Raw genomic sequence first — 1,084 nt, forward strand, 5'->3', positions numbered from 1 at the left:
GGTAGCGCGCTTCCTTCACACGGAAGAGGTCATCGGTTCGAGTCCGGTATCGCCCACCCTCACCCCCGGTCCGTGCTCACGCACTCGGCCGGGGGTTCTCTCGTCCCGCCGCGGCCGTCCTCCGTCGTCGCAGCGCCCAGTCGAAGGAGCCGACCCGCGATGATGGGCCGCTCGCACGCCGTGTCCGGTGCGCTCGCCTGGGCCGTGGCCGCCTCCGTGCCCGGCGTCGCCGGACCCCTCGGCCTCGCGGGTCTCCCGCTCGACCTCAGGCTGGTCGGCCTCGGAGTCGCCGCCGGCTGGGCGCTGGTGCCCGACGCGGACCACGCGAGCGCGACGGTCTCCCGCTCGGCGCCGGGCGCCTCCCTGCTCACGGCGACCGCGGGCCGGATCAGCGGAGGGCACCGGCACGGGATGCACTCGCTGCTCGCGGTCGCCGTCGTCTGGTACCTGGTGCCGGTGCTCACGGCACTGCGCTTCCCGGTGCCGGTCGTCGGCCCCGTCGCCGTGGCCGCCGTGCTCACGCTGCCGGCTCTCGCGTTCGCCGCGAAGGCCGTCCGGGCCGCCCCCTCCTGGCGCATCGCCTGGGCCGGGGCGACGGTCGTCACGGTCCTGCTCGTCGCGCTCGCCGACGGCACCTGGGCGTGGCTCCGGGTCGCCGCGACGCTGGGCTACCTCGTGCACGTGGCCGGCGACGCCCTCACGACCGGCGGGATCAACTGGCTGTGGCCGCTGCGCGTGCGCCTGCCACGGCGCCTGCGCCGGACACCGCTGCGCCACGTCTGGACCACCGGAGGCTACGCCGCGCTGCCCGTCCTGGGCTCCGCCGGGTCCTGGCGCGAGACGGTCCTCTACTGGCTCATGTCCGCGGCGACGATCGTGCTCACCGCCTCGATGATCACGGCCGAGCTGCTGTAGCCCGAGGCGCCCTCCTCAGAAGACCTTCCCCGGGTTCATGATCCCCAGCGGGTCGAACACGGCCTTGATCCCGCGCTGGAGCGCCAGCGAGTCCTCGCCCAGCTCCTCCGCCAGCCAGCGCCGCTTGAGCAGTCCCACGCCGTGCTCGCCCGTGAGCGTGCCGCCGAGG

2 protein-coding genes are annotated in these 1,084 nt (G+C 75.1%); one reads left to right on the forward strand and one right to left on the reverse strand.

Translation table 11 applies throughout. The features are described from left to right. The first annotated feature begins 159 nt into the window (after positions 1-159). Positions 160-915 (forward strand): metal-dependent hydrolase, encoded by a 756-nt coding sequence (locus tag C5C27_RS17525; RefSeq protein ID WP_104239708.1) that lies wholly within the window; start codon positions 160-162, stop codon positions 913-915. A 15-nt stretch (positions 916-930) separates the two neighbouring features. Here C5C27_RS17525 and C5C27_RS17530 read toward each other — a convergent pair. Then, positions 931-1,084, reverse strand: a 154-nt coding sequence (locus C5C27_RS17530; protein ID WP_308471200.1) for an FAD-binding oxidoreductase, incomplete at its 5' end; no start/stop codon positions are given.

It is taken from the genome of Rathayibacter sp. AY2B7 (assembly GCF_002931635.1).
Taxonomy (GTDB): Bacteria; Actinomycetota; Actinomycetes; order Actinomycetales; family Microbacteriaceae; genus Rathayibacter.

Coding starts and splice junctions, on each gene's coding strand:
- C5C27_RS17525 (WP_104239708.1), top strand. CDS start 160: ATGATGGGCCGCTCGCACGCCGTGTCCGGTGCGCTCGCCTGGGCCGTG.